The sequence below is a fragment of the Litoribrevibacter albus genome (genome assembly GCF_030159995.1).
Classification (GTDB): Bacteria; Pseudomonadota; Gammaproteobacteria; order Pseudomonadales; family Litoribrevibacteraceae; genus Litoribrevibacter; species Litoribrevibacter albus.
On record NZ_BSNM01000027.1, the window covers coordinates 240,349 to 264,878 of the forward strand.

Below are 24,530 nucleotides of genomic sequence, written 5' to 3' on the forward strand. Positions count from 1 at the left end.
GCATCCCTGAAAACAAAAACAGCACAAGTATCAATCAATTTTATCAAAGAATTGTTTCAACCACCTGTAAAAGTATTATCAATCTATGAATAAAGAAGACAACTGTGTCAGAAATAACACTTTGAAACATTTTGTTACATTCTCACAAAAATTTGCTTGAATATCTATGTCAATGTCAGTAGCTTAGTAACTTAAGAGATGGAAAATAGAGCTATTACTCTATCTAGTGAAGAATGTAGTCGCACAGCCATTTCATCAATGATGCGATTACTCCTTCATACGACATCCAGCAGTTCTCAATCACCGCAGTAATGGTATATCAGGATGATGCGAAAACTCATTAAGAGCCTTGTGGTCTCTAAGGATCTAGAGTCACACATCGACAAAATGCCTAAAGAAGTCGGTTCCTTAGGCTACGATGCTTGGGGTTTTAACAGCGACATTAACAAGATTGGCGTCGCTCTTTTCAAAAAGCTTTACGATCACTACTTCCGAGTAGAAGCCGACGGTTTAGAAAATATTCCAAAAGATGGCCCTTGCCTGATTATCGCCAACCACAGTGGGCAGTTACCTCTGGATGGTACGCTTATCGGCATTGCGATGGAGATGAACCCTCACTCTCCAAGAGCTCCAAGAGCCATGATCGAGCGTTTCTTTCCAACCGTTCCTTTCCTTGGAAACCTACTTAACTCCGTTGGTGCAGTCATTGGCGATCCTCTTAATTGCGCTAAGATGCTAGAACGAGGCGAAGCCGTGATTGTCTTCCCGGAAGGGATTAGAGGGTCAGGAAAGCTCTACAACAAGCGCTATCAATTACAGCGTTTTGGTAACGGTTTCATGCACTTAGCAATGAAGTATAACGCCCCGATTATTCCTGTGGGTGTTGTCGGCTGTGAAGAAACCATTCCGGCCATCGCCAATGTTAAGCCCCTCGCCAAGCTTCTTCATGTTCCTTATGTTCCAATTGCCTTGCCGTTTATTTTCCCGGCGAAAGTTCATCTAAACTTCGGCAAGCCAATGCATTTCAATCATGACCAGAATGAAACCGGTCGAGAAATCACAGAACAAGAAGTAACCAAGCAAGTAGAGCAAGTCAAATCCGCTATTCGCGGTTTGATTAACAAAGGTTTGGCGGAAAGAAAACGGATCTTCTAACCATGACAACCAAAAGCAAGAAAGAATTAGACGTACCAAAAAGCAGCGCCTCCATTGATCAAACCAAGCAAATCCTGATCACAGGAGCTGGCGGCGCACTTGCTCAACATGTGATTTCCATTCTGAAGCGCGAATACCGAATCGTTGCTGTAGATTTCCGTAGACGCGTAGAACTTGGTGAAGACATTCCAAGTTACAAAGTGGATTTCAACAAACGTGGCTTCGAAGATATTTTCAGAACCTATGAGTTTGATGGCGTACTGCATCTGGGCCGAATGGGTCTGCACGAAGCAAACCGTACCCGTCGCTACAACATGAACGTACTTGGCACACAGAAACTCTTCAACCTGTGCCTTAAATACAACGTACATCAGGTATTAGTGCTATCTACTCACCACGTATACGGTGCGGACGCCTATAATCCGGCACTGCTGGACGAGACCTTCCCACTGAAAGCTTCAGAATTAACCCAGGATCTGGTCGACTCCGTTGAGCTTGAAAACTTATCCACCATTTACAAGTGGAAACACCCGGATTTGCACATCACAATTCTGCGTCCATGCAACATTGTTGGGCCTGGCGTAAGAAACACCATCTCGATGCTACTTTCTCAAAAGTACGCACCGATTCTGTTTGGTTTCTCACCATTGATGCAGTTCATTCACGTGGAAGACATGGCAGAAGCCATTGCCACGGCATTCAGTCAGAATCGGCCAGGTATATATAACGTCGCCCCCGATGACTGGGTTTCGTATCAGGATGCTTTGGTGGAATGTGGATGTAATCGCTTACCGATACTGTCGATTCCACCATCGCTACCTAAATTTGTTGCGAAATTCATGAACACCCGCTCCTTCCCTGAGTATTTGGTGAATTATTTCAAATACCCGGTAATCATTGACGGCTCTCTATTCAGAGAGAGTTTTAAGTGGAAGCCAGGGCGCAGTTTGGAAGAGATCTTCTCGTATTATCGAGAAGTGAAATAACCTTCATCACTCACACTACAGCAATGAAAGAGGCTCCTGAATGGAGCCTTTTTAATATCTAAATGATTCGTGAATGCTTAAAGCGTTAGCTGGTGCTTTTTGTTAGACCGATTAATGCCTGAAATGAATCACCACACCCACCGCCTGATCCAGAGTTAAATCAAACTCTTTCATCAAGTAGTCCACCTCAATTTGCTCAGAACTGGATAACTCCAAATGCAACTGTGGATACTCCGTCACACCCGCCTTTGCTCGATCAGCAACCGCCTGATACTTCTTTTCACGCCGCTCTCTGCGCCGCTGCCGCTCTTGTTCTTTAATCAACTGAACAAACGAAGAGGCGAAAATACCGGCAGGCATTGCAGCAACCCCCACCCCACACACAATCACTAACGAGCCAAAGATCTTGCCACCTAAAGTAATCGGAGTCACATCACCATAACCGACGGTGGTTAAGGTCACTAACGCCCACCACATCGCGGCGGGAATACTGCCAAAAGCAACTGGCTGGGCTTTATGCTCAAAGATATACACACCCGCTGCGGCCACAAACGTCAGCGACAAAATCACGAACAATGCCGCCAATAGAATGCGTTTATTCTCTTGATACACACGCAGCAGGATTGTTAATGAGGTCGAGTAGCGCGTTAACTTGAGCAAGCGCGCCATCGCAAACAACTTCAAGATTCGTAAGTCAGAAAATTCAGAGCTGGGCAGAACAAAAATCAGAGCAAAAGGCAGGAATGCAAATAGATCCACCAGCCCCATCGACGAAAAGATATAGTCTCGCCGCCGCTGCCATTCGGTTCGCATCTTATTTTCATGGGGCATTTCCGCCGCCACCCAAATACGCATCCCGTACTCAATGGCAAAAAACACCACCAAAACCTGGCTCGACACCCAATACCATTCCTTCATTTGTAAACCGTATTGAGGAATCGAACCGATGATCACTTCAATGATATTCAAAACGATGACGGTAGCGATAAATACAGAAATCGCGACTGACACCTTATTTTCAAGACTCGGCTCATTGAGATACCGATACCAGCGAGATCGCCGTTCAAAGGGAGAATTTGGTAAGGCCATACAAACGAATCAAATCAACTTCCAATGTTCATCAATGCCGGAAACGACATTAACCATTCTGAATTGATTGAACCACCTACGTGATTCAACGAGTACATTGAACAATCCACACCGATAAACTATCAGTGCGAATAAGACATCAACGCGGATAAAAACATCCAGATATCTCAATACCAGAAACAAGGCTCCGACCTGGACACAGACATTCTTACTTGCTCATCATAACCAAAGGAGTACGCATGATGAAAGCCGCCTGCAGGTATTCCGTTCTTGCTTAACGCTAATCGTGCCCTTAGAGTTAGCACTGCTCTAAACAGTTCCAAAGAATAAATTATAGAGTGGCTTTAAGAATAATTACTACGGAGTTTCAATGAAAAAGCTGACGTCCGCCTTTTACATCCTACTTTTTTTGCCTTTGATTACCTTCGCCAATGAAGAAACAGACAAACAATACGGTGTGATTTTAGGTGGTTTCTCTTATCACTGGAGTGAAGAACCTAAAGACAAGGCAGGCAACGAGAAAGACTTTAATGAAACCCACAACACGGTGGGTGGTCTGGTTCGATTCTACGAAGAAGACAACACCGAAATAGACTGGGCCGCCACTGTATTCACCGACTCTTACGATGAGTCCGCCTGGGCAGTGCGAAGAACCTGGGGTAAAGCCTACCAGTTTGAACACCTAAAGGTGGTGCCCAAAATAGCAGGCATGATCACCAAAAAGCGGACTTCCTACAAAGACGACGAATCCAAAATATTTCCCGCCATCGCCCCGATGATGTACGTGGGTAACGAACACTTCGGTGCCGAGTTCTTGCTCTTCCCGTGGTTTGATGGCTTTGCCTATGTGGAATTCGAGCTGCTTTACTAAGTCCTTTTAAGAGCGCCTTTACTCAGCCATATACTGAAAGCCAGAACCAAGCACATCTAAACAAACAAGCCAAACTAAACGAATGGCCCCGATTAGTTCAGTGGGGCCACTCGCATGACTTCTTCAATGGTGGTAATACCACGCGCTACTTTTTGGGCACCACTGATTCTCAAGGAACGCATCCCCTCCTTGTAGGCTTGAGCCCGCAGCTGGGATAAGTCCGTTTGTTCGTGAACAAACTCTTTGAGCGATTCACTCATTGGCATCACCTCGTAGATCCCTTCACGCCCCAAATAGCCCGTATCCCGACATTCCAAACATCCTACTGGCCCATAGGTCTCGGTCGGCACACCCGCACGCCAAGGTCTCGTCAAACGTTCCCAAGCGCCTTCATCCAAGGGTTGTGAAGTTTTACAGTGTGGACACAATCGACGCACCAGACGCTGGGCCATCACACCCAACACAGTAGCTTTGATCAGATACGGAGGAATACCCAGCTCCTGCAAACGAGTTACCGCCGTCGGAGCATCGTTGGTGTGTAACGTTGAAAGCACCAAGTGACCGGTCAACGCTGCCTCAATAGCAATCTCAGCAGTTTCCAGATCTCGAATCTCCCCCACCATGATGATGTCCGGGTCCTGACGAAGCAAAGAACGCACACCGCTGGCAAAGGTCAGATCGATGTTATGCTGCACCTGCATCTGGTTAAATGCCGGCTCAACCATTTCAATCGGATCTTCAATGGTACACACATTTACTTCCGGGGTAGCCAGCGCTTTCAAGGTAGAATAAAGCGTCGTCGTTTTACCGGAACCCGTCGGCCCGGTCACAAACACAATACCACTGTTCTCAGACGTCATCTGATTCCAGCGTTTAAAATCGTCCTGAATCAACCCCAGCTCACTGAAGGGTTTCAGCAACACATCCGGGTCAAATACCCGCATTACCAGCTTTTCACCAAAGGCGGTTGGCATTGTGGATAAACGTAACTCCACCTCATTACCTTCCAGACTTTTGGTTTTGAGACGACCGTCCTGAGGCTTACGTTTTTCTGCCACGTTCATCCGTCCCAAGATCTTGATCCGGCTTAATACGGCCATCGCCACCTGCACCGGGAACTGATAAACCGCGTGCAACACACCATCAATACGGAAACGGAGCACCCCCTGATCTCGACGGGGTTCCAGGTGAATATCACTGGCCCGCTGATCAAAGGCGTACTGCAGCAACCAATCCACAATATTCACAATGTGCTTATCATTGGCGTCGTGACTACCTTTACGACCAAGCTCCAACAACTGCTCCATGTTGGTAACTTTGCTTTCCGTCTGGCCCTTACGATCAGTGGCAGCACTGTTCACTGAGCGAGCCAGATTATAGAACTCGACCGTATAACGACGAATATCTTCCGGGCTAACGACCGCACGTTTAATTTCTTTTCTCAAAACGTGCCGCAAACCGCTTTCCCAATCATCAATGAAGGGTTCACTGGAGCCGATGATCACTTCGGTAGGCGTCACCTCCAAAGCCAGAATCTGGTGCTGCTGAGCAAACTCATAGGACATCACAGAGGTAATGGACGCCACATCCACCTTCAACGGGTCGATGTGGAAATGATGTTGCCCGGAAACCCGAGCCAACAACTCAGCAATGGTCGCAGAATCCAACGTCCGCTCAGAATTTTGCTTATCAGCGAGACGTAGCGCAGCCAATTGTTCGATCGGGCTATGATTCTTAGACGAATCCACATTCGAAAACAATTCAGCAGCGTCTTCCGCTGAAAGTCGATTCTGCGACTTCAGGATATCCACCAAATCACGTAATGTGAGTTTTCGGCCTAAGAGTTTATTAATATCCACACCATGTCCTTTTTGCTGTTTTGTTTGCCGTTTTTCTTTTATCTACCGGATCGATTTCCGCATCTCTGGCTTGTAATGTCACTGCAATGTCACGAAGAATGGCGCCAGGCATACCGTGCCAAACGTAATAACCATTGTCCTCTCAAGAGCGGATTCAGTGTACTGACATCACCAAATAATAACCAAGGTCTGACGTCCATTTCATTCAACAAACCATCGTCAACCAAGGTTTCCAGCACGGATGCAAGGCACTTCGGATCATTCAATTCAGACGGATTCATAACGCCTTGAATCGCCCATTCCAATCGACTTGCCGGTTCCCTAGCATCTTCCAACGTAATTCGACTGGTTTGCCACACGCCAGGCTGAAAAAGTTCAAAACCACGTTGAGCCTTGGTCACATCAGACACCAACATAGGCACCTGTTTACTTAGTGCCTCGGCAAGATCAAAGACACACTCGGGGCTGCCTTCCAGCAACTCCAGCTCAAGCTCAGAAAGCTGCGTGGTTTGCTCTCCGACAATTACCTGCCCTTGATCCAACACCACCTCTATTCGAGAACCTTTCGATGATGTCCACAACCAACCGGATCGCGTGAAATTAGTTTCAAAGACGGGCATCAACTGATCGACATTCAATTCCGCAGGCCAAACATCCGATGGAAATAACTCCGGCTGCAGTCGTGGCTCAACCTCACCATCACCATCAGCATCGGTATCGGCGATTTTGAATTCCCACTCACCGCGTTGATGCAGACCGCCGACGGACTTACCTTTGGTTTTTAAGGTCTGTAAATACTGACTGCCTGATCTCCGAATACGCAACGCCGCCTTAGTCTTTAAAAGCTGCAGGTCCGGTGTATCAAAATAGATATTTTCCAGAGTTTTATCTGGCTGACGAACATTGGCAGGATTTGAATGAAACCAACTAAGATTCAAGAACTGAGCAACAGCATCTTCACTCAATTCCAGTTTTAACTCTAACTCTTGAGACATTAAATCAACGACATCCTTAGTATGAAGCCAAGGAGTTAGCTTAATAGATTAATCACCTTTGCTTCGGTAATTGGCTTAGCAACATACTCAATGGCCAGTTCTTTAACTTTTGCTTTTACGTTTTCTTCTTTATGGGCCGTGATCAGGACAATTCGACCGCCTGGATTGATCTTCTGTAACTCAGGTACTGTATCCAACCCGTTCTTATTGGGCATTTCTTCATCGAGCGTAATCAAATCCGGCTTAAACTTCTCAACCATCTTGATGGCTTCATCTCCATCCCTGGCCTCATGAACGACAAGGCTACCACAGATGGCCTCAATCATCGCCTTCAACATCAGGCGAGAGATGTCACTGTCATCTACTACTAAAACGGTTTTTCCATGATAAGGAGATTGAGATTTTCCATTGAAAGAAACACGACTAAAGGGCATTGGGCGCTCCTGCTTGAGCCTAAGTTAATCGAAAGCCAGTACCTTCCACTCTAGTATAGATAACAGATAAGGGTATAGATAATTGATAAGCCACCCAAAAAACACTAAATTATTTCAATAATAATACTGCTGAGTCAGATACTTAAAATGAGACACAGGCCTCGGGGTAACATTTATTTACTTGAAGGCAAAGTCACACATTTGACTATACTCTAAACACGATTCAACGAAGAATAAATGCTCCGTGATAAGGCGACACACCTAATGCTATTACTTGGTGAACATCCAGACCACATAGAACGCATGGCGGCTCGACTCAAAGAGCTAAGCAAGTATTTGGTATCAGGGTTAATTAATGATTTACCTCCGAGAGAATTAAACCAGATTGAAGACCTGTATCAGGACTGCGATACCAACACACTTTTTTACCTTCAATCCGGCACCATTCAGGTAGAAAGCAATGATCGCGTGGTGTTTTATTATGAAGAGGGAGATCTAGTCGGCCTTCAGAACACGCTGGATATCCCGTCACCAAAACTCTCCAGCCCGGACCCGGTTACCGTTATCGCAATCAACAAAGAAATCTTTGCCGATCATGTATCCAACAAACCTCACTGGGCACAATACCTGTTAATCCTCTCGACCTTCTTCAAAGATGCCTATTCCCGTTTGGCACAAATCCACTCGATTCCCCAAACAGGCTTCCTCACCTTTAAAGCAGGCGACCTGATCATCAAGGAAGGAGACGAGTCCGCTGAAGTCTATACCATGCTCTCCGGTCATGCGGATGTCATGGTGAAGTCGAAAAAGGTCGGGGATATCTACAGCGAAGAAATTTTTGGTGCGATGGCGGCCTTTACCAACTCCCCTCGAAGTGCCAGCGTAGTGGCCTCCGAAGAATGCCACGTATTGGCCGTTCCGAAAGACCAGTTTGTGAACCTGATTCAATACCACCCGAAAACTTGCGTCAGCCTCATTGAAAGTATGGCCAGAAAAATTAAATCCATGAACGAGATGATCACGGCCTAAACGCCTGTGAATAAGTCATTTATGGAAACCCGAACAACTTTCCAATAAATTTTAATGAGAATCATTGTTATTTAGTTGACACAAAGATGAGAATGATTATTATTAGAGACAGAAATCAACGAACACACTCATTGGTTTCTATCTCCTCATCAAGCTAATCACGGTTTGCCCCTTCCATTGGAAGGGGCGCTTTTTTTCAGCATCATCCATTTCTTTGGATTCACCAGCAAATCACACCAACACCTTTCTGTGAACCCAGTCATATCGCGCAAAACCGTTACAATTGGACTCGAAAGAATACAAAAAGGCATTCCCGCTGCTACTACACGATGTCGTATGATCCCCCGATTACAATAACAATCAATGAGATAGCAGTATGTTGGCACGTGTATTCTTCGTTTCATGCGTTTGTTTTCTACTTCAGGCATGCGGGGGCGGCTCCGGTGGTGGTAGTGATAACGTTTCCTCTTCATCCACGGAAAACAATAATTCAGTCACTCCGGCGGAAGAAACGGAAGTGGAAAAGGCCCTAAGAACAGGGGACGCAAGAGAAGTCAGCCAATCAATCACACTGGTTAATGCAGCATTAGATACCATCGATGACTATCGGACACAGTATTCCAGCATCAAACGTCAACTGCTTCAGTTGAACACAGACGGTTCAGCAAAACAGGATGGCTCAAGCCTGACTAACCTCACCTGGGATGTCACTCACGATGCGGCACAGCTAAAGGCAACCTTCGGCGTTAATGACACTTTACTGATCAGCAATGCCAGCCAAAACAGCACCGCTGGTTCCGAAGCCTTTGGCATCATCGGCCAAGAAGCAGAGGATTCGATCACCAGCCGTTACATGGTATTAGGCAGCAATCCAATGCGGACCTGGCAACGCGGATTCGACATCAATGACGCTATGCATCAGTGGCTAAAAAACAGCATTGAATGGCTGACCGGCAGAGAAAATTTTAATGAAACGCCATTGAAAGTACGTATCGCTCACATGAGTGATGGTTATTATTTCCCCGATCAAAGCGCCACCCGCAACTGGCTGGACACCTATTACCCTGGTCAGGTGGAATACAATGTGGCTGACAGCTGTAACGGCAACGCACTGTTGAGTTGTGTTCAGGAGCAACCGGATCTATTGATCATCTCTCAAGAGAAGTTAGACGGCTTATCCACCAGCGTGATCACCAATGCTATTGTACAAGCCCAGGCTCAAGGCACAGCCGTTCTCTATCTACATACCGATGGCCACATGGAAACGCTGGGCACCGCAATCCTTAACCACTTTAATGTGGAGTTTGTCGGAGACAACTACTGGGATAAGTATTACCTCAGCGCACAGAACATGGGTGCTTATCTTGAGGAGACCCCTGAACACATCAGCGAAATAGAAACGCTACTGCAAACCTTATCGCAAAGCTCGGCCCAACTTACAGCGACTTTCGACTGGAGTCAGTGCGTTGATGATGATTGCTCTGCGATGCCAAATCTGCAAGCCGATGTCCTCGACGGTGCCAATGAAGTCAGAAGCATGATGTCCAAATTGGATCAAAACAAAACGAATATCTTCGCCAACAGCGATCGTTACCAACTGGAAAAACTGCTGGCACTGCTTGGGGATCATTATCGTCAATCCATTCAGTACCCAATGACACGAGGCGAAACCAGCACCAGCGATTTCATTCATGCGATGTATGCCGACATGTCGGTCTATAACATCCGATCGGTTAACCCTGTCCCAACGGATTTAGGCAACTTTAGCCGTACCGATTTCAGCCACATTACACCAACGAATAAAACCATCAGCATGACCACCAAACGCTACTTCCGTGCAGCGGGTGTCTATGCAATGCCAGGTCAAACCGTTCAAGTGACCCGCCTAGACAGCAGCGACGTCACCACCAAGGTGTTTGTAAACAGTATTCGCTCCGGCTCTACTCACTGGTTTGGCGAAAACCAAGCCTACAATCGCCCGAAATATCTACAGAGTACCCATATTGAAATCCAGCCAGGAGAAACCCTCGCTATCACTTCACCATACGGCGGCCCAATACAGCTGGAGTTCGGAGAAAATGGTCACACGGTCGAGTTCCGCTTCGAACGCATTGGTCTTCACCCCTTCTGGAACGGCAGCGAAGACAACCAAAGCTTTGAGCAACAATTAAGTGCTAATGACTTCGACTGGGCAGAGTTATCCACAGCCGGATTTGAAGTGCACTCTCGTACCTCGAAAATGGTGAACTCAATGAATAACTGGGGAGGCACCGCTGCGGACGTTGCTCTCGCCACCGAACGCTATGTCTCGAACCTGCCTCATGTATTGGCAGGCTTCCAAGGCCCTGGCATTGATGTCATCCCAGAGATTCATGACTTTGCCAATGATAATGGCTTTACGGTAACCAATATCGACATTGTGAAACACATGAATGCCGATCAACCCACCTGTGGCTGGGGCTGCTCGGGCAACCCGTATGATGCTGGCTGGGATTTCTCGCCAATCGGTCATGGTGACATTCATGAGTTAGGGCATGGGCTGGAACGTTCTCGTTTCCGCTTTGAAGGCTGGCCAACGCACGCCAGTACCAATCCGTACTCCTATCATTCAAAGTCCCATTATTATCAAGACACAGGGAACGAACCTAACTGCCAGTCGTTACCTTTCAAAGAATTGTTCGATGCGTTACAAGCCGCGCAATCACAAGCCGATCCGACTCAATACATGATCGATCAAGGCTTTACTGACTGGTCGCACGGCGCGGCGATCTACATTCAAATGATGATGGCCTCACAAGCCCAAGGCGTTCTACAAGACGGCTGGATGCTGCTACCAAGACTACACATAGTAGAAAGAGAGTTCGGTTCAGCACTAAGCGATGAAACTACCTGGGATGCCAATAAAACTGCGCTGGGTTTCTCTACCTACAGCTTGGCCGAAGCCAACTCGATCAATAAAAATGATTGGCTGAACATTGCGCTCAGCAAAGTTACAGGACTGGCGATGGACAGCTACCTAACGATGTGGGGCTTCCCGCCAAGCACCAAAGCGCAACAACAAGTGACCGCACTTGGCTTACCCGCAATGAACAAAACCTTCTACGCATCGGAAGGTACTGAGTTCTGTAAAGGGTTTGATAAACCGGCGGTGGCTATTGATGGAACGAGTACTTGGCCTTTGTAGCTAGGTCGACAGAAGCCCTGTTTTGTCTCAGGGCTTCTACCGACACTCCCGCCAGATTTGATCCTTCAAAGCGAGCTTCTTAGCCTTCAAACGCTTAGCTTCTTTCAGGGTATAACCTTTCTTTAACTTGTCTTTGAGATTGACCAATTCAATCCGCCATTGGTTGCATTGTTTCACTTCGTCCAGAAACGATGCTTTAGGATTGGTTTTCTTGGATTGAAGGTTCCAGTCGACCGTATCAACATCCACCGCAAGCATGTAGTTCATCACGCCGAACGTGACGACCTGAGCCCCCGGGTGAACGCTGTAAGGTAAATTGGTGAAGTGAGTGGTTCCCCTGTCATCTTTCCAGGTAAAGATTTCAGCGGATAACGAGACAGGCATAAATAACCAAAAGCACAGTATCCATCCCAGATAATGTTTCATTGCAACAAGTCCTTTTATCTTGAGCTTTCTCTTTTGTTATACTTCCGTCCTTCTTTCGACATCTATTCGCAATTAGTATGAAATACCTTTGTAAGCTCTCAGATCTTGAAAACAATCAAAGTAAAGGCTTTGAATTGGACGATGACACATCGGTGTTTCTGGTGAAAAAGTCGGACCATGTGTATGGCTACAAAAACTATTGCCCGCATCTGGGGGTCAATCTGGAGTGGCAACCGGATCAGTTTTTGGACAGCACGGATACGTTAATCCAATGTGCTATGCACGGTGCCTTGTTCAGTATTGAAAGTGGTTTGTGTATTAGTGGCCCATGTAATGGCCAAACGCTACAAAGAATTGCCATCCACATCGAAGAGGATGGCATTTATTTGGATGAGCAATAAGATTTTATTGACTGTCATTCAACCGAGTGGACTCAAAGAACCACAGGTAAGCCCTTAACGACGTCTGCGCTGTCCTCGGTAAACGCGACTTGGTAAGCAAGGACCTTTACACCTGCTTTTACAGCGTCTCTCAATAATCGCCCATACTCAGGATCGATGTGATCAGCAGGTGCAGCTCTTTCTATTCCGGTATGTTGCACACAAAAGATCAAGGCCGCCTGGACGCCCGACTGCACTAATTCGGTAAGTTCTTTAAGGTGTTTTTGACCTCGTTCAGTAACGGAATCAGGGAAGCAGCCTAAGCCATGCTCTTCAAGTAAAGTCATGCTTTTGACTTCCACATAACAATACTCACCAGCTTCATTCTCGCCCCGAAGATCAATGCGGCTGTTACCGATCTTTACTTCGGATTTCCAGGATGAAAACTCCGACAGCTCGGTGATCACGTTATTTTCGAGCGCTTCTTTAATCAGCTTGTTAGCCAAATGGGTGTTAATGCCGATCTTATGACCGTTTGATAACTCAACAATTTCAGAGGTTCCGGGCAACTTTCTCTTAGGGTTATCAGAGAGTGAATACCACACGATATCCCCTTCCGAACCACAATTTTTCATCGAGCCGGTATTAGGGCAATGAATGGTCAATACGCCATCGTTTGTTTCTAAATCCAAAAAGAACCGTTTATAACGTTTTATCCAACGTCCTGACTCTAACTTACTAGAATATTTCATTGAGCTATACTTACCTATTAGCCTGCTTTTAAGCCATATTAATCAAGCGTTAATGACTTGGTTTCGTTCAAAGCGCGAAGAGTATGGCATAAAAGAAATTTATCTGGTAATGTCTCCCAGCTTGGACGGGGAAGGACTATTCCCAGGCCAGATAACACTATATATGTCAGGATGGGTAGTTAAAGAGGCACCTATATGCCAGAGAACCAAGAAAAGCTGCTATCAACCTTCACTCCTTATGAGATTAAAGAGGGTGAAGAGTACATGAATGAAGCTCAGCGTGAGCACTTCACTCAAATCCTTAACAACTGGAAACAGCAGTTAATGGAAGAAGTAGATCGCACTGTGCATCACATGCAAAATGAGGCAGAAAATTACGCTGACCCAAGTGATCGGGCGACTCAGGAAGAAGAATTCAGTCTTGAACTTCGCACTCGTGATCGTGAGCGTAAGCTAATCAAGAAGATTGAGAAAACTCTCGAGCTGATTGAAAAAGACGATTACGGCTTCTGCGATGCATGCGGCATTGAAATCGGTATTCGCCGCCTAGAGGCTCGCCCAACCGCGACGCTATGTATCGACTGTAAGACCCTCGCTGAGCTGAAAGAAAAGACTACCGGTCTTTAATCCCTTCATCCTCAGACATAGCAGGCGGTCATATCATGACCTCCTGCTTTGTTTTCTAGCCTGTACTCCACTGTATGTACATCGGACGCTTTGCCCCCTCACCTACCGGCCCGTTACACATGGGTTCCTTATTGGCTGCGGTCATTAGTTTTTTTGATGCCAAAGCACACCAAGGTCAATGGTTAGTTCGTATTGAAGACATCGATCCCCCCAGAGAACAACCGGGCGCAAGCGATAGCATCCTCAGAACATTGGAAGCTCATCACCTGTATTGGGATCAAGAGGTGTGGTATCAAAGCCAACGCCATGACGCCTATCAGGCAGCTATCGACCAATTACTCGCACAAGAAGCCATTTATCCGTGCCAATGTTCTCGTAAACAACTGAGTCAATTTAACGAACAACGCTCTCAGTTTAACGCACAACTGCCTAATGTCTTACCTCATCCAGAAAAGTGCATTCAGCCGCTAAACCCTAATGCACCCTATGCGTTGCGGGCAAAACCTGGCAATTATGACTATCAGGATCTATACCAAGGGCTTCAACAGGGCATCGATGGCCACTTTGTGGTAAAAAGGCGGGATCAACTCTTCGCCTATCAACTGGCGGTCGTGGTTGACGATCACGAACAAAACATCAGCCATGTCATCCGTGGATACGACCTGTTGGATTCCACGCCTAAACAGCTATTGCTGTATCAAGCACTGGGCTATCAAGCCCCTGTATTTGGGCACTTCCCGGTTATCGTCGCCGAAAACGGTCAAAAGTTAAGCAAGCAGAACTTCGCTCCGGCCATTGATAACCAGCTAGCACTGAGCAATCTTCAACAGGTCTATCGTTATCTCGGCTTAGAAACTCCAGAAACTGATAATTTAACCGAGTTTCTTGAATTCGGCTGCAAACAGTGGAAGCAGAAACTCCCTGATTGCATCAAATCTGAAAGCATTCAGGAAAGCGCTTAAAACCCGATTCACGCCACCCAATCAAATTTTTTGTCTGGATTTGAGTTTCTACCACGATATTCGGAGCGACTTTCATTACAATGTCGCTAAGGATTTATTGCTAAGCCGATGATAGGCTTGGCATTCGCTTCATTTTAAAAATAAAAATGGGTTGGATAACCTCGAATGTACGTCTATCGATTGTTGTTTCTGATGGTTTTAGGGATTTATGTATTCTCTCCCATCATTATGAACTGGTGGTTAGAGCCTGGTGGCTCTTGGTATCGCCCTTACATCATCTGGTTTTTTGTAATCATTCTTTCTTTCTGGCTGAGCCGACAGCGAGGTGACGATGACTTTTGACCTCACCTCCATCAGTCTGATTGCCATCGGTTATTTGTTCTTCCTGTTTGGTATCGCGTTCATTACCGATAAGGGGTGGTTTCCCCGACGTTTAATCTCGCATCCTCTGACCTATGTCTTGTCACTGGGCATTTACACCAGCTCCTGGGCATTTTATGGCAGCGTCGGGCTCGCTTACGAATACGGTTTTGGCTTCCTGGCCTTTTACCTCGGTATTGCCGGAGCCTTTATGTTGGCGCCCGTGCTGTTGCAGCCCATTCTCAAGCTAACCAAGTCTTACCAACTCAGTTCATTAGCCGACTTGTTTGCCTTCCGCTACCGCAGTTCATGGGCGGGCATTCTCACCACCGGGTTTATGACCATAGGGGTTTTGCCCTTATTGGTCTTACAAATTAAAACGGTGGTCGATACCGTACTGATCATGACCAACAACGAGCAACCCGCTCAGATTATTGGTATCGCCTTCTGTCTGTTGATGACAGTCTTTGCTGTTATTTTTGGTGCCCGCCATACCTCAACCCGAAACCAGCACGAAGGGTTTGTGGTAGCCATTGCCTTTGAATCCATCATTAAGATGATCGCCATTCTAGCCGTGGGTTTCTATGGCATCTTTTATGTGTTTGATGGCCCCAACGACATGGAAGACTGGCTGACCTCGAATAAAGATTTGCTAAGCACCATGCACACCACCCTCAATGAAGGGCCCTGGCATGCCTTGCTGCTGATGTTTTTTGCCAGCGCCATTGTGATGCCGCACATGTTCTACATGACCTTCACTGAGAATATGAATCGTCGAGCATTAAACACCGCCAGCTGGGGCATGCCGGTCTTGATGCTGATCATGAGTCTTCCCATTCCGATCATTCTCTGGGCTGGCTTAAAACTGGGGCTAAGATACTCTCCAAGCTACTTCACTCTGACCGTTGGCCTTCATGAGGGCAGCGAGTGGCTAACAGTACTGACCTTTATCGGTGGGCTTGCAGCCGCAAGCGGTCTGATTATTGTGGTGACGCTGGCCCTATCAGCGATGTGTCTAAACCACTTGATTCTGCCTTCACTGCCGATTCGTGAAGGCATCAACATATATAAGAATGTCTTGTGGATTCGCCGCATTCTAATCATTGCCATTGTCACCGCGTCCTATTTCTTATACCTCGCCATCGGCACCGATCAAAATCTCAGCGATTTAGGCTTGGCCGCCTTCGTCGCTACACTGCAGTTTTTGCCGGGCGTAATGGGATTGCTGTTCTGGCCAACCGGTAATCGTCAAGGATTCCTATCAGGCCTGATTGGTGGCATCGTGGTATGGATTATCGGAATTCTGGTACCCCTGGTTTCAGGCCATTCGGTATTGGATTTCTATGATTTCACTTACAACTTTGCTGGCCAGCAATCCGGCTATCTGATTGCGCTAGGCGCCACTGTGGTTAATGTCACCTTGTTCATTCTGGTGAGCGTGCTCACCGAAACCAATGAGGACGAACAGGCCACGGCTCAAGCCTGTGCCGTAGATACACTGACCACACCACAACGCCGTCAGCTTGATATTCTGAGTGCAGAGGAATTTCGCGAGCGTCTCGCCAAACCTTTGGGCTCCAAAACCGCGATTCGGGAAGTTGATCGGGCGCTGAAAGATCTCCAACTGCCGCTGCATGAAGACAGGCCATACGCATTACGTCGTTTACGGGATCAACTCGAAGCCAACTTATCGGGATTAATGGGGCCCGTGCTTGCCAAAAGCATCATTGATCGCAACATCCCTTACAAAGAAACGCCTGTGGGCGGTGCGCTCGACGACATTCACTTTATTGAAAGCCGTATCGAAAACTACAACCAACAGATGACTGGTCTGGCCGCTGAGCTAGACAGCCTGCGCCGTTATCACCGAATGACATTGCAAAACCTTCCGATGGGCGTGTGTTCCATTGGCGGTGATGGTGAAATTTTGATGTGGAACCGGGCGATCTCTGAATTGACCGAAGTGGACGAACGCGAAATCGTCGGCGCCCACATTAGTACGGTGCCGGACCCTTGGGGCGATGTTCTGCAAACCTTTACTGAAGATGAGTCCACTCATCATCATAAGAAAACCGTTGAATTTGGTGGCCGAACGCATTGGTTCAATCTTCATAAAGCGGTGATCTTCCGTGATCGACAAATTGATTCGCCCTACACCGGTAGCATCGTGATTCTGATTGAAGATCTGACCGATACGCAACTGCTGGAAGAAGAGCTGATCCACAGTGAACGTTTGGCCTCCATCGGTCGCTTTGCAGCAGGTGTTGCTCACGAGATAGGCAACCCGATTACAGGGATTAACTGTCTGGCACAAGACATTAAGTACGAAACCGACAACCCTGAATTGAAGGACATGGCCGAGCAGATTATTGAACAAACCAAGCGAGTATCGAACATTGTTCAAACTCTGGTCAGTTTTGCTCACGCAGGTACACATAAAAGCCAGCGTTCACTAGGTCCGGTTCATATTAATCAGTGCGTCAACGAAGCCATCAACCTGTTGACGCTTAGCCAAAAGAATCAGCGCTATGTCGAATTTATTAACCATTGTGATCCGGAGCTAGAAGTCATTGGTGACGCCCAACGTCTGGTGCAAGTGTTCGTAAACCTGGTTGGTAATGCACGGGATGCCTCACCGGATGGCACCAGCGTTGTGGTGCGCTCGACAGCTAGCGAGCTGTCTTGCGTGATCGAGGTAATCGATGAAGGCCACGGAATTCCTGAAGAAAAGATCGATCAGATTTTCGATCCATTCTTCACCACCAAAGAACCTGGTGAGGGAACCGGATTAGGTCTTGCGATGGTCTACAGCATCATCGAAGAACATCATGGCAACATACAAGTAGACAGCCCCGCGTACCCTGAGACTGGAAAAGGATCACGGTTTGCGATTACTATACCACGCCATAATAATGATAATGACGATGATCCAGAACGACCTGAAGCATCTGAATAGCAAAGGCAACGTTAGAAATCTTGCGGCTTTAAGGGAAATTCATGAAACGAATTTTGATTGTAGAAGATGAAGGTATTATTCGCTCGGCATTGAAGCGACTGCTCGAACGAAACGGCTATCAAGTAGATGATGCCGGTTCCGTTCAGGAAGCGACGGACTCCTATGACTTAGCGGATTACAGTTTAATCATCAGTGACCTTCGTCTTCCTGGCGCGCCTGGGACCGATCTGATCAAACAATCCCCCGGTGTTCCGGTACTGATCATGACCAGCTACGCAAGTTTGCGATCAGCGGTCGATTCGATGAAGATGGGCGCCGTCGACTATATTGCGAAACCTTTTGATCATGAGGAAATGTTGAAGTCCGTTGCGGACATTCTTAATCGCCCTCATGTTTCTCAAAAACCGGGTGCCGCACCTCAAGCATCGACAAATAAATCGCCGACTCAAATCATTGGCACCTGTACGGCAATGCAGACCTTTTTTAAACGTCTGCAAAAAGTATCTCCAACCGATACCACCGTGCTGATTCTGGGTGAATCAGGTACAGGTAAAGAACTGGCAGCTCGTTCTATTCACGAACACAGTAAGCGCGCTACATCCCCGATGATTTCGGTTAACTGTGCGGCCATTCCGGAAACCCTGATCGAATCCGAACTGTTTGGTCATGAGAAAGGCGCGTTCACTGGTGCAACTGCTGCACGTAACGGCTTGGTTGAAGCCGCCGATGGCGGAACGCTGTTCCTGGATGAAATCGGTGAACTGCCACTTGAAGCCCAAGCGCGATTATTACGTGTTCTTCAAGAAGGCGAGATCCGTCGCGTGGGTTCCGTTCAATCAAAGAAAGTGGATGTTCGTCTTATTGCCGCAACCCACCGTGATTTAAAACGCATGGTGAGTGAAGGACAATTCCGTGAAGATTTGTACTACCGCTTGAACGTTGTCTCATTGAAACTGCCTCCACTAAGAGAGCGTGAAGGTGATGTTCTTGAGCTTGCGAAAGAGTTACTCAAACTTCACTGTGAAAAAGTGGGCTGCGAGGAAGTTCTGTTATCAGACGATGCCATGGAAGCCATTCAGCAATACAGCTGGCCTGGTAATGTGCGTGAACTGCAAAATGCCATTGAGCGTTCTGTAATCATGTGCGAAGACGATCTGATTACAGCAGAGATTTTGTCGCTCGATTTGGATTCTCCAGCGCCTGAAACACCACAATCTACCTCTGCAGTGGCGGAGCAACCCGATAGCCCTGACAACTCTCAGGAAGGCTTATCGCTTGAAGATTATTTCCAAAAATTCGTCTTGGAAAATCAGGATCGAATGAGCGAAACCGAATTAGCCAAAGCCTTGGGCATCAGCCGTAAAAGCCTTTGGGAGCGTCGACAACGATTGGGTATCCCTCGTCGTAAAAAGTCCTAAGCGACTTAGCATAAATACAGAAAGGGCTCCCAGGAGTCCTTTTTTATTGTGTTACCCTCAGACCCCCCCATTTGTTACCTTACTTAACACTCAAAAGTAAGTTTTCGTAACACACCATGTAAACACAGTCTCCCAAATTTCAGAACAATAATCATAACTACCTGTTTTTAATGGATTTTTAAAAACTGGCATTAGATCTGTAACGTATACAGTACTTTCCATCACCAACAATAAAAATAAAAACAGGTGAAAAGACGCCCCAACAATAAAAATAAAAAACGGGGCAAGAAAGTATGAAGCAAAAATATAAATAAAAACGCTCTCAAACAGCATTTAACGTGAAGCACTCGGGCAGGATGCCCTAGGTTTGTTTAAACTGAACGGTAAAGGGAACGTCAGGCACAAAAAAAATAATAACCGCCTGTAAGCTTTATCATTTCCTTTGTGTAAGCGGCCCCGCTCATGTACACTCCAAACAAATCTCAGCGCTTGCGGTATCTCACAAACGCATTCCAATCATTCAATTTTATTAAAGAAGTAATCTAACATTATGGTGTTTAAGGGCATCAAGAAACGCGTCCAACATTTTCTCAACCGAAAAACCGACAGTACATCAGAGCATTCTGGACCTAGGACTATCGGTCGGGACAGTCATCCTGTTTCAAGAAAACAGATCAGCAATAACGCCCTTAAAGTTTTGTATCGATTGGAAAGTGCCGGCTTTGAAGCCTATCTGGTTGGTGGCTGCATTCGGGATATTTTACTTGATCATCAACCCAAAGATTTCGATATCGCAACCAACGCGCACCCTGAACAAGTTCACAAACTCTTCCGAAATTCCCGCCTGATTGGCCGCCGTTTCCGTCTGGTTCACGTGCATTTTGGCCGGGAAATTATTGAGGTTGCCACCTTCAGAGCAAATCATCCTGAAGATGCTGCGCCAGTTGCCACCATCAAAGGCCAACATAAGTCAGCCACCAGCAACTCAGGCATGCTGCTACGAGACAATGTCTATGGCACAGTGGAAGAAGACGCAGCTCGACGTGATTTCACAGCGAATGCGCTGTACTACTCTATTTCTGATTTCTCCATTCATGATTACGGCGACGGAATGGAAGACATCACAAACAGAACTTTGCGTATGATTGGCGAACCTACCGTTCGCTATCAGGAAGATCCGGTTCGAATGCTCAGAGCCATTCGCTTTGCCGCTAAACTGGACTTCACCATTGAAACAGCAACCCAAGCGCCAATTCAAGAAATGGGCAAGCTGCTGTTAAATATCCCATCAGCGCGGCTTTTTGATGAAACACTGAAGTTGTTCCAATCTGGCCACGCTGAACAATCCTTCCGTTTATTGAGAGAACATAAGTTACTTCGCTTCCTCTTTCCTGAAACGGATGAACTGCTAGACCAGGATACCTCTGGTTTTGTTGAGCGTTTAATTCTTTGCACCTGTCAGAACACAGATAAACGCATTGCCGAAGACAAACCCGTCACGCCAATTTTCTTGTTTGCTGCGTTCTTATGGCCAAAAGTGCAACAGCGCTGGCAAGAACAGAAAGAATTTATGCCACCCGTACCAGCACTGACTAAAGCTGCGCAACTGGTGCTGGATGAGCAAGTAAAAATCACAGCCATCCCTAGACGCTTTTCAACAGCGATCAAAGAAATCTGGGATTTACAGCTGCGCCTGCAACGAAGAAACGGAAAGAAAGCGTTCCAAATGCTTGAGCATCCTCGATTCAGAGCCGCCTATGATTTCATTCTGCTACGCGAGCAAGCCGGTGAAAACCTGGATGATTTAGGTGCCTGGTGGACGGATTTTCAATCCAGCGACGACAACATAAAGCAAAAGATGGCCAGCAAAGCAGGCCACCCTCGTCGAGGCGGAAAGCGCGCCCCTGGAAAGCCCTCCGGCACTAACCGATACAAGAACCGCTCTCGCTCACGAAAGCCTAAGCCGGCTCAAGATTCGTAATCACAAGAACTGTAGACGTACTAGCGAAGAACTTATCGATGATCAATGTCGCTTACATAGGAATGGGAAGTAACCTCGACAATCCCATTGATCAACTAAAATCCGCAAGTCAGGCACTTTTGGATCATAGCGACATTGAGAGCATCGAATTCTCCCAGGTTTACAACACCACGCCCATTGGCCCTCAAGATCAGCCGAACTATGCCAATGCCGCCGCACGTTTGACTACTCGGCTGTCAGCCATCGAATTGTTGGACCTACTTCAGTCCATTGAAAATGCACATGGCCGGGTTCGAACGATTCGCTGGGGAGCCCGTACTCTGGATCTCGATATCCTGCTATTTAATCAGGACACCATATCCTCAGAACGCTTGATCGTTCCCCACTGCCAAATGAAGTTCAGAAACTTTGTTTTGATTCCGCTTTCAGACCTCTCCCCAAATCTTCAACTGCCTGATGGCAGCTGTTTACCTGAATTACTTGAAGCCTGTCCTGAGAACGCCATCCAGTCTTTCCCTGAAATTTCACTGCCATAGTTCGTCCCCAATCCAACATTTTCTCCGCTTTTTTTGATACATAAATGCACAAAAAGCCGTTTTTAACTCTTAACTATCTTTTTCTGTGTGATAACATGCGCACTTCTTAAACAGCTAGGTCGAACACCATGGCAGTAACAGTCAATACTCTTAAAGAGATGAAACAATCAGGTGAAAAATTCACTTGTTTAACCTCTTACGACGCAACCTTTGCTCAACTTGTGAGCAGCGCCGGTGTAGAAGTCATCCTGATCGGTGACTCTTTAGGCATGGTATTGCAAGGTAATGACAGTACCTTACCCGTCACCATTGAAGATATGGCATACCACACTCAATGTGTCGCGAACGGTAACCAAGGTGCCCTTCTGATGGCTGACATGCCGTTCATGTCTTACGCCACACCAGAGCAAGCCATGGAAACAGCCGCAGTATTGATGCAATCCGGTGCGCACATGGTCAAGCTTGAGGGTGGCGACTGGCTGGTTGAGACCACTCGCTTATTGAGTGAGCGCGGCATCCCGACCTGTTTACATCTAGGGCTTACCCCTCAAACCGTTAATAAGATGGGTGGCTATAAAGTACAAGGTCGTCAGGATCAGCAAGCCGATAAGATGATCACCGACGCGGTTGCGCTTGCGGAAGCAGGTGCCGATATCATCCTGCTTGAATGCGTTCCTTACGAGCTTGCGGACAAAATCACCAAAGCCGTTGATGTTCCAGTGATCGGCATTGGCGCGGGTAACCAAACCGACGGACAAGTGTTAGTGATTCATGACATGCTTGGCGCGACCACAGGCCATCGACCAAAGTTTGTTAAAAACTTCCTGGAAGGCAACACCAGCATTCAGGCAGCCATTGAAAACTATATTACGGACGTAAAGTCTGGTGCTTTCCCGTCCGAAGAACATACGTTCAAGTAAGCAGAACAGATATTCAGAGAGAAACACCGGGGTTATTCACCCCGGTCGTGTCTGTTCTCCTATAACGGCTAGAACACACCCCCAACCACCGACGATCTCTTCATCTTTGTCATCTGTTAAGACATCCACTGATTAATAAGAATTGCGACTATGAAAATCATTCACAGCATCCAAGAACTTCGTAAAGAACTGTACATGCGTCGTTTCGATAAGGAACGCATTAGCTTTGTTCCGACCATGGGAAATCTGCACGAAGGACACATCAGCCTGATTCACAAAGCCGCTGAAAAAGGAGACTGTGTAGTCGCCAGTATTTTTGTTAACCCACTGCAGTTTGGGGCGAACGAAGATCTGGAGTCGTACCCTCGTACGCCGGAACAAGATGAAGCTCAACTCCTTGCCACAGGCTGCGTTGACTTCTTATTCCGCCCTCGCGTTGAAGAGATTTATCCGGTCGGGCAAGAAAACCATACCGTCGTTGAAGTCCCTAACATCTCAGACGTTTACTGCGGTGCCAGTCGCCCTGGTCACTTCCGAGGCGTTGCCACGATTGTTTGTAAATTACTGAACATTGTTCAGCCGGATTTTGCGATCTTTGGTCGTAAAGATTACCAGCAACTGATGGTAATCGAGAAAATGGTCGAGGACCTCTGCCTGCCAGTCAAAGTCATCGGCGCAGACACCGCCCGTGCAAAAGACGGTCTGGCATTAAGCTCTCGCAACGGCTACTTAACCAGCGATGAGCGTCAATGTGCACCAGCACTGTATAAAGCTCTGCAAGAAGCCAAAGAAGTCATCCTGTCAGGTCAGGCAGACTTCAAAGGCATTCAGGCGCGAGCAAACCATGCCTTGGAACAGGCAGGGTTCAAACCAGACTACTTTGACATTTGTAACGCTAAGACCCTCGAACCGGCACTGCGTTCAGATCAAGAGTTAGTGATATTAGCTGCGGCCTATCTAGGCAAAGCCCGCTTGATCGACAACATCGTAATTTCACTAACCCCTGCCGAAGAAGAATAAGATTCTGTACTGAAGGCGCTATTGGTCAAATATATGCTCGTTCATAGATTGATCACTCAAGCGCTTTCGGGCATACTTCGCGCACTTTGTTCAGGTCGTAGTACTAGTCAGGCGCTTTCTGTTGCAGTTCGTCCGACACCATCAAGTAACGATCGGGATTTTCATCGGTATCCAGTAGAGGGGATTTTCCATGCAATCCATAATGCTGAAAGCAAAACTGCATCAGGCAAGAGTGACTCATGCCGTTTTGGAATATGAAGGATCTTGCGCTATCGACGCAAACTTACTTGATATGACAGGCCTTCGCGAATACGAACAAATTCAAATTTATAACCTGGATAATGGTGAGCGTTTCACGACCTACATCATTCGTGGTGAAGCGGGTTCAGGCATCATTTCTATGAACGGTGCTGCAGCTCACAAAGCGTCTCCTGGTGATCGAGTGATTATTTGTGCTTACGGCAACTTCAGCGAAGCAGAGCTGGTTAACCATAAGCCTAAAATGGTCTACCTGAAAGAAGGTAACGAAGTCAGCCACAGCGCTAACGCGATTCCAGTTCAAGTCGCGTAATCGAGACCGTACCATTTTA

Annotated in this window: 22 protein-coding genes; 16 read left to right on the forward strand and 6 right to left on the reverse strand. The window is 46.9% G+C overall.

What is annotated here, in order from left to right; all coding sequences use genetic code 11:
• Positions 1-324 precede the first annotated feature (324 nt).
• Complete coding sequence (locus tag QQL66_RS20835) at positions 325-1,155, forward strand: lysophospholipid acyltransferase family protein (RefSeq protein WP_284384160.1); 831 nt, start codon at positions 325-327, stop codon at positions 1,153-1,155.
• A gap of 2 nt (positions 1,156-1,157) precedes the next feature.
• Positions 1,158-2,141 carry an SDR family oxidoreductase gene (locus QQL66_RS20840; protein WP_284384162.1) on the forward strand — a complete coding sequence of 328 codons (984 nt, stop codon included), beginning with the start codon at positions 1,158-1,160 and terminating at the stop codon, positions 2,139-2,141.
• A gap of 111 nt (positions 2,142-2,252) precedes the next feature.
• Here QQL66_RS20840 and QQL66_RS20845 read toward each other — a convergent pair whose 3' ends face one another.
• The gene (locus tag QQL66_RS20845) at positions 2,253-3,230 is read right to left on the reverse strand and encodes an ion transporter (protein WP_284384163.1); all 978 of its coding nucleotides are present in this window, start codon (positions 3,228-3,230) and stop codon (positions 2,253-2,255) included.
• 370 nt (positions 3,231-3,600) lie between these two features.
• Here QQL66_RS20845 and QQL66_RS20850 point away from each other — a divergent pair, with 370 nt between their 5' ends.
• Complete coding sequence (locus QQL66_RS20850; protein WP_284384165.1) at positions 3,601-4,101, forward strand: hypothetical protein; 501 nt, start codon at positions 3,601-3,603, stop codon at positions 4,099-4,101.
• Positions 4,102-4,193: 92 nt separating this feature from the next.
• On the opposite strand, the gene tfpB is transcribed toward QQL66_RS20850, so the two are convergent.
• From tfpB to QQL66_RS20865, 3 genes are all read right to left on the reverse strand, one after another.
• The gene (gene tfpB, locus QQL66_RS20855; RefSeq protein ID WP_284384166.1) at positions 4,194-5,960 is read right to left on the reverse strand and encodes a type IV pilus assembly ATPase TfpB; all 1,767 of its coding nucleotides are present in this window, start codon (positions 5,958-5,960) and stop codon (positions 4,194-4,196) included.
• A gap of 89 nt (positions 5,961-6,049) precedes the next feature.
• Complete coding sequence (locus QQL66_RS20860) at positions 6,050-6,955, reverse strand: CYTH domain-containing protein (RefSeq protein ID WP_284384167.1); 906 nt, start codon at positions 6,953-6,955, stop codon at positions 6,050-6,052.
• 35 nt (positions 6,956-6,990) lie between these two features.
• Positions 6,991-7,389: a response regulator transcription factor gene (locus QQL66_RS20865; RefSeq protein ID WP_284384168.1), complete on the reverse strand. Its 399-nt coding sequence runs from the start codon at positions 7,387-7,389 to the stop codon at positions 6,991-6,993.
• Between the two features lie 237 nt (positions 7,390-7,626).
• Between QQL66_RS20865 and QQL66_RS20870 the strand changes: the two genes are divergently transcribed.
• Positions 7,627-8,418 carry a cyclic nucleotide-binding domain-containing protein gene (locus QQL66_RS20870; protein WP_284384170.1) on the forward strand — a complete coding sequence of 264 codons (792 nt, stop codon included), beginning with the start codon at positions 7,627-7,629 and terminating at the stop codon, positions 8,416-8,418.
• 376 nt (positions 8,419-8,794) lie between these two features.
• A complete protein-coding gene (locus tag QQL66_RS20875) occupies positions 8,795-11,602 on the forward strand; it encodes an ImpA family metalloprotease (RefSeq protein ID WP_284384172.1) in 2,808 nt (935 codons plus the stop codon).
• 36 nt (positions 11,603-11,638) lie between these two features.
• Here the strand turns inward: QQL66_RS20875 and QQL66_RS20880 are convergent, their stop codons facing one another.
• Entirely contained in the window at positions 11,639-12,028 is a 390-nt protein-coding gene (locus QQL66_RS20880) for a DUF4124 domain-containing protein (protein WP_284384175.1), read from the reverse strand.
• A 77-nt stretch (positions 12,029-12,105) separates the two neighbouring features.
• Between QQL66_RS20880 and QQL66_RS20885 the strand changes: the two genes are divergently transcribed.
• Positions 12,106-12,429 (forward strand): Rieske (2Fe-2S) protein, encoded by a 324-nt coding sequence (locus QQL66_RS20885; protein WP_284384177.1) that lies wholly within the window; start codon positions 12,106-12,108, stop codon positions 12,427-12,429.
• A 32-nt stretch (positions 12,430-12,461) separates the two neighbouring features.
• On the opposite strand, the gene sfsA is transcribed toward QQL66_RS20885, so the two are convergent.
• Positions 12,462-13,160: a DNA/RNA nuclease SfsA gene (sfsA, locus tag QQL66_RS20890; protein ID WP_284384179.1), complete on the reverse strand. Its 699-nt coding sequence runs from the start codon at positions 13,158-13,160 to the stop codon at positions 12,462-12,464.
• 195 nt (positions 13,161-13,355) lie between these two features.
• On the opposite strand from sfsA, the gene dksA reads away from it, so the two are divergent.
• The 10 genes from dksA (at position 13,356) to panD (ending at position 24,511) form a co-directional block, all read left to right on the forward strand.
• A complete protein-coding gene (gene dksA, locus QQL66_RS20895) occupies positions 13,356-13,787 on the forward strand; it encodes an RNA polymerase-binding protein DksA (protein WP_284384181.1) in 432 nt (143 codons plus the stop codon).
• A gap of 74 nt (positions 13,788-13,861) precedes the next feature.
• A complete protein-coding gene (gluQRS, locus tag QQL66_RS20900; RefSeq protein ID WP_284384182.1) occupies positions 13,862-14,749 on the forward strand; it encodes a tRNA glutamyl-Q(34) synthetase GluQRS in 888 nt (295 codons plus the stop codon).
• A 165-nt stretch (positions 14,750-14,914) separates the two neighbouring features.
• Complete coding sequence (locus QQL66_RS20905) at positions 14,915-15,091, forward strand: hypothetical protein (RefSeq protein WP_284384184.1); 177 nt, start codon at positions 14,915-14,917, stop codon at positions 15,089-15,091.
• The gene (locus tag QQL66_RS20910) at positions 15,081-18,065 is read left to right on the forward strand and encodes a sensor histidine kinase (protein WP_284384186.1); all 2,985 of its coding nucleotides are present in this window, start codon (positions 15,081-15,083) and stop codon (positions 18,063-18,065) included. The genes QQL66_RS20905 and QQL66_RS20910 overlap by 11 nt, the downstream gene beginning before the upstream one ends.
• 41 nt (positions 18,066-18,106) lie before the next feature.
• Positions 18,107-19,483, forward strand: coding sequence for a sigma-54-dependent transcriptional regulator (locus QQL66_RS20915; protein WP_284384187.1), 1,377 nt, complete (start codon positions 18,107-18,109; stop codon positions 19,481-19,483).
• 550 nt (positions 19,484-20,033) lie between these two features.
• Positions 20,034-21,464: a polynucleotide adenylyltransferase PcnB gene (gene pcnB / locus QQL66_RS20920; RefSeq protein ID WP_284384188.1), complete on the forward strand. Its 1,431-nt coding sequence runs from the start codon at positions 20,034-20,036 to the stop codon at positions 21,462-21,464.
• A 38-nt stretch (positions 21,465-21,502) separates the two neighbouring features.
• Entirely contained in the window at positions 21,503-22,000 is a 498-nt protein-coding gene (folK, locus tag QQL66_RS20925; protein WP_284384190.1) for a 2-amino-4-hydroxy-6-hydroxymethyldihydropteridine diphosphokinase, read from the forward strand.
• A gap of 128 nt (positions 22,001-22,128) precedes the next feature.
• Positions 22,129-22,920 (forward strand): 3-methyl-2-oxobutanoate hydroxymethyltransferase, encoded by a 792-nt coding sequence (gene panB, locus QQL66_RS20930; protein WP_284384192.1) that lies wholly within the window; start codon positions 22,129-22,131, stop codon positions 22,918-22,920.
• Between the two features lie 150 nt (positions 22,921-23,070).
• Complete coding sequence (panC, locus tag QQL66_RS20935; RefSeq protein WP_284384194.1) at positions 23,071-23,940, forward strand: pantoate--beta-alanine ligase; 870 nt, start codon at positions 23,071-23,073, stop codon at positions 23,938-23,940.
• 190 nt (positions 23,941-24,130) lie between these two features.
• Positions 24,131-24,511, forward strand: a complete 381-nt coding sequence (gene panD / locus QQL66_RS20940; protein WP_284384195.1) for an aspartate 1-decarboxylase — start codon at positions 24,131-24,133, stop codon at positions 24,509-24,511.
• Positions 24,512-24,530: the final 19 nt, after the last annotated feature.